4 protein-coding genes are annotated in these 3,547 nt (G+C 66.3%); 2 read left to right on the top strand and 2 right to left on the bottom strand.

The window, feature by feature from the left end; genetic code table 11:
• Positions 1-141: 141 nt before the first annotated feature.
• Positions 142-804 carry a tyrosine-protein phosphatase gene (locus HUK82_RS15250; protein WP_176614758.1) on the bottom strand — a complete coding sequence of 221 codons (663 nt, stop codon included), beginning with the start codon at positions 802-804 and terminating at the stop codon, positions 142-144.
• Positions 805-956: 152 nt separating this feature from the next.
• On the opposite strand from HUK82_RS15250, the gene HUK82_RS15245 reads away from it, so the two are divergent.
• Positions 957-1,145: a hypothetical protein gene (locus HUK82_RS15245; RefSeq protein WP_176614756.1), complete on the top strand. Its 189-nt coding sequence runs from the start codon at positions 957-959 to the stop codon at positions 1,143-1,145.
• A 48-nt stretch (positions 1,146-1,193) separates the two neighbouring features.
• Here HUK82_RS15245 and HUK82_RS15240 read toward each other — a convergent pair whose 3' ends face one another.
• A complete protein-coding gene (locus tag HUK82_RS15240; protein WP_264802187.1) occupies positions 1,194-3,050 on the bottom strand; it encodes an NAD(P)-binding protein in 1,857 nt (618 codons plus the stop codon).
• A 223-nt stretch (positions 3,051-3,273) separates the two neighbouring features.
• On the opposite strand from HUK82_RS15240, the gene HUK82_RS15235 reads away from it, so the two are divergent.
• A partial coding sequence (locus tag HUK82_RS15235; RefSeq protein WP_176614755.1) for a hypothetical protein occupies positions 3,274-3,547 on the top strand: 274 nt, incomplete at its 3' end.

Raw genomic sequence — 3,547 nt, 5'->3', positions numbered from 1 at the left:
AGGCATGGACGCGGCTGCGGCTGGTCTGGCTGCCTCTGTTGCGCGGCGCCCTGTACCTGGCCGTCCTGACGCTGTGTCTGGGCGCGGTGGCGATCGGGTGGAGCGCCTGTGGCGGGATGCGGCCGCCCGGCTGACGCGCGATTATTCGCGGCGCAGGATCTCGTCGGTCAGGAAGGAGGCAATGCGCCCGCTGACGAAGTCGCGCTTCAGGGCCGCTTCGTCATACTCGGTGCGGACCCACTCCATGAACGGCAGCCGCCCCTCCGCGTCGCGGCGGTAGCGCATGAAGAACGCATCGAGCACGCCGGTGCGTGCGCGGCGGAAATGGCCAAAGCGCCACGACAACTGGCGCAGGGCCTCCGTGGCTGTGCCCCCTTCGAACATGACGACCAGGGCCGAGGCCAGTCCGGCTCGATCGGCACCCGATTTGCAGTGCATCAGCATCGGGAACGCCAAGGTACGATACATCTGCTCGAACCGTTCGATGCGGTCGCGGTGCGGGGCGCCGCGGCTCTCGAACGCCATGTCCAGATGGGCGATCCCGATAGTGCGCGCGGCGGTGCGCGACAGGGCGTCCGACCCGCATTGCCGATGACCCCGCAGATTGACCAGCGTGCGGATCCCGAAACGGCGCACCAGCCGCCGCAGACGGCCCGGCGTGGGGTGATTGCAGCGATAGACCTTGCCAGGGATGACAGCGTGAACATTCGTCCAGACCAGCCGGAAGACCGCGTGGTCGACGAACAGGCTGTCGTTCCAGGCGGCGAGCCTGCCGCGCCGGGTACCGAGTGATCCGCTGAACACGCTTGCCTGTCGCCCCGTCATTGTGTTGAACCGCCGCTATGTCTCATCGGGCGGCGTCCGCGTCAATTCCGCCGATGTCGGACGCGGAAGGTGCCTTGATCCTGCCACGGTGGCGCGGTCAGATCGTCTATTGAGTTCAGGAGGTTCGTGCCATGCGTGTCATACGGCCTGTTATCGCCCTTGCGACGGCCATTGCTCTTTCGGGCTGTTATTACGGTCCCCCCCATCCGCCCGGCTGGGGCCCCGGGTGGCATCGCGGCTATTACGGCGGCCGTGGTGGCTGGTATGACGACCGTGGCGGCTGGCGCGGCGACTATCGCCGTGGTGGCTGGTATCGCTGAGGTGTCGGCCGGGTCGTCGTCTGACGCATCCGGCCGCCGGGCCGCCGGTCAGTCGTAGGCGCGGCTGACCAGGGCGTCCTGGACCGCGCGCTCGGCCTGGTCGATCGCGACGTTGGTGAAGGCCGATGCACCCGCGTCTGCATTGGCGATCGACACGCGACCATAGGGGCGGCGCCCGATGATGTGCGGTTGCTCGGCATCAGGAAACGCGGGATCGCCCAGCGTGTCATAGGTGTAGGCATAGCCGTGGGGCCAGCGGTTGACGGTCAGGCCGAGGATGTCGCGGGCGCTGTCGAATCCGTAGGGGCCGAAAATCTGCTGTAACTGATCGCATGTTGCGGCCTCAATCGTCTTGAACGAGGTGGCGAGCATCTCCGCGCGACCCATCCGGTTCTGTTCCTTGCGGGGATGACCGGGAAAGTTCGGGTTGCGCAGCATATGCAGCGTGATCGGCTCATCCGGCGAACGCACGGTGTCGAACGCTGCGAAGCGTGCCGGGCTGTCCAGTAGGAGATGTTGGTAATAGCCGTTTGGCACCATCAGGTTTTCGATACCCGCCTGTTTCCAGGCGCGCCAGTTCGACAGCACGACGCTGGCGTACATCATCGGCACCTTTGACGGGTATTTCAGTGCGGCTTTCTGCGCATCGGGCAGTTCGGGCATGATGTAGGGAATGATGTTGTTGAAACAGGCCAGAATAACATTGTCCGCCGTGACGGCGTGCCGCACCGGATCGGACCCGTCAGGTTTCTGATAGACCACACGGACCGGGGCGATACGCCCGGTCGCCTTGTCGGCGGCCGGGGCGCTGCCTGTATGCTCGACACGCACGACCATCTGTCCCAGCCGTATGCGCACCGGCGACGACGCCCGGTCCAGAGTGCCATAGTCGGCGCGGGCGGTTACGATGCTCTCCATGGTCTGGGGCGTCCCAAACAGCCCCGGCACCAGCCGCCCGGCCAGAAGACGGGCGATGGACGCATTGCCGTCGGGGAAATGGAATGTCTCGGACTCCACGATCGGGTCCTGCGCGACCGCCATGCCAGCGAAGCCCGGGGCGCCGTAGCGCAGTGCGCTGAAGGCCGGACATGTGTCGAGGCGCATATTGTTGCGGTAGGCGGCTCCGGCGAAAAACGCCACGGCCTGGTCGGGCAGGCGCGCATATTGGCGCAGAAACGTCTCGTAGCTGATGCGCTCCAGAAGGGCGCGGCGCGCCTCGGGCGTCATGTCGGGCAGAGGGTTCGCATCGCGCGCATGCAGCTTCACCAGCGCCCGGCGCGCGGCGTCGTCCAGTGGTGTCTGCTGCCAGAATGTGTCCGTCGCCGCCTCGGAGTACCCTGCTACGATGCGATCGGCGCCAAAATGCGCCTTGTCGAAAAACACGCCGCGCGTCATGCCGGCAAAACGCGTCGGCTGTTCGATGCGGCTTTTGCGCGACAGGTCGATCCCCAGTTCGGACAGCAGCGCCTTGGCCGTAAAGCTATAGGGGAAAGGCGTTTCGATGCTCATGGTGCCGCCGTAGGACAGCAGCATCCGGTTGCCGACATGGAACTCGTTGCGTTTGGCATGGCCGCCGAAATCATCGTGGTTGTCGATGATCAGGATACGCGTCTTCGGTCCCAGTGCCTGACGGTAGAACCATGCGGCACTCAGCCCGGATATGCCGCCGCCCACGACCACCAGGTCATAATGCTCGCCCGTATCCTGTGCCGCCACGGGCCCGGTGAAGGCGCCGTCGCGGGCGGCGTGCGCGATTTCGAACGAGCCCGGATACTGGCCGCGAAGGCCCTGCGCCGTGGGCGGATAGGATGTCTGCGCCGCGTGCGCCGACCGTGGGCGTTCACCTGCCAGAAGCGAGGCGAGGGTCGCGGCGGAGACGCCGTTGATGAAGTCGCGTCGTTGCACGTCTGCGTCTGTCCCGTTCCATCGTCGTGCCGCCTGCGGACAGTCGTGCACACACCACACGTGCCATGCACCGGTCGCCCGCACGAACCGGCATTCGTGCGGACATAGTAGGACGATTTTGTTGCCGGAACAAACCGCATGCCCGGCGCGGTGCCTGATATGCGTTTCGCCGTCCCGCGTTCTGCGCTACGTTTCCGGCAACGTCGCTTCGGGGAGATCGGTCGTGGTGCGCGTCCTGCGCCTGTTCGTGATGATACTGGGATGTGCGGGCGTTTGGGCCCTGCCGGTGGAGGCACGTGTCGCGTCCGCGCCCTGTGGCATGACGATGGCCGGTCATATTGCGGCACACGCTACCGCCCCTGCGGGCATGGACGGGGGCATGATGCGCACCCTGGGTCCGTCCGCCCCACGGCATGGACCGGACGCGCCGTGCTGCCATGTCGCGACGATGCCGGCGTTCCTGCCGCAGCGCGCGCCGGTCGCGCTGCGCCGGAGCG

The organism is Ameyamaea chiangmaiensis (genome assembly GCF_013376175.1).
Lineage (GTDB): Bacteria > Pseudomonadota > Alphaproteobacteria > Acetobacterales > Acetobacteraceae > Ameyamaea > Ameyamaea chiangmaiensis.
The sequence above is the reverse complement of the archived record's forward strand: the minus strand, read 5'-3'. Positions and strand labels throughout refer to the sequence as shown.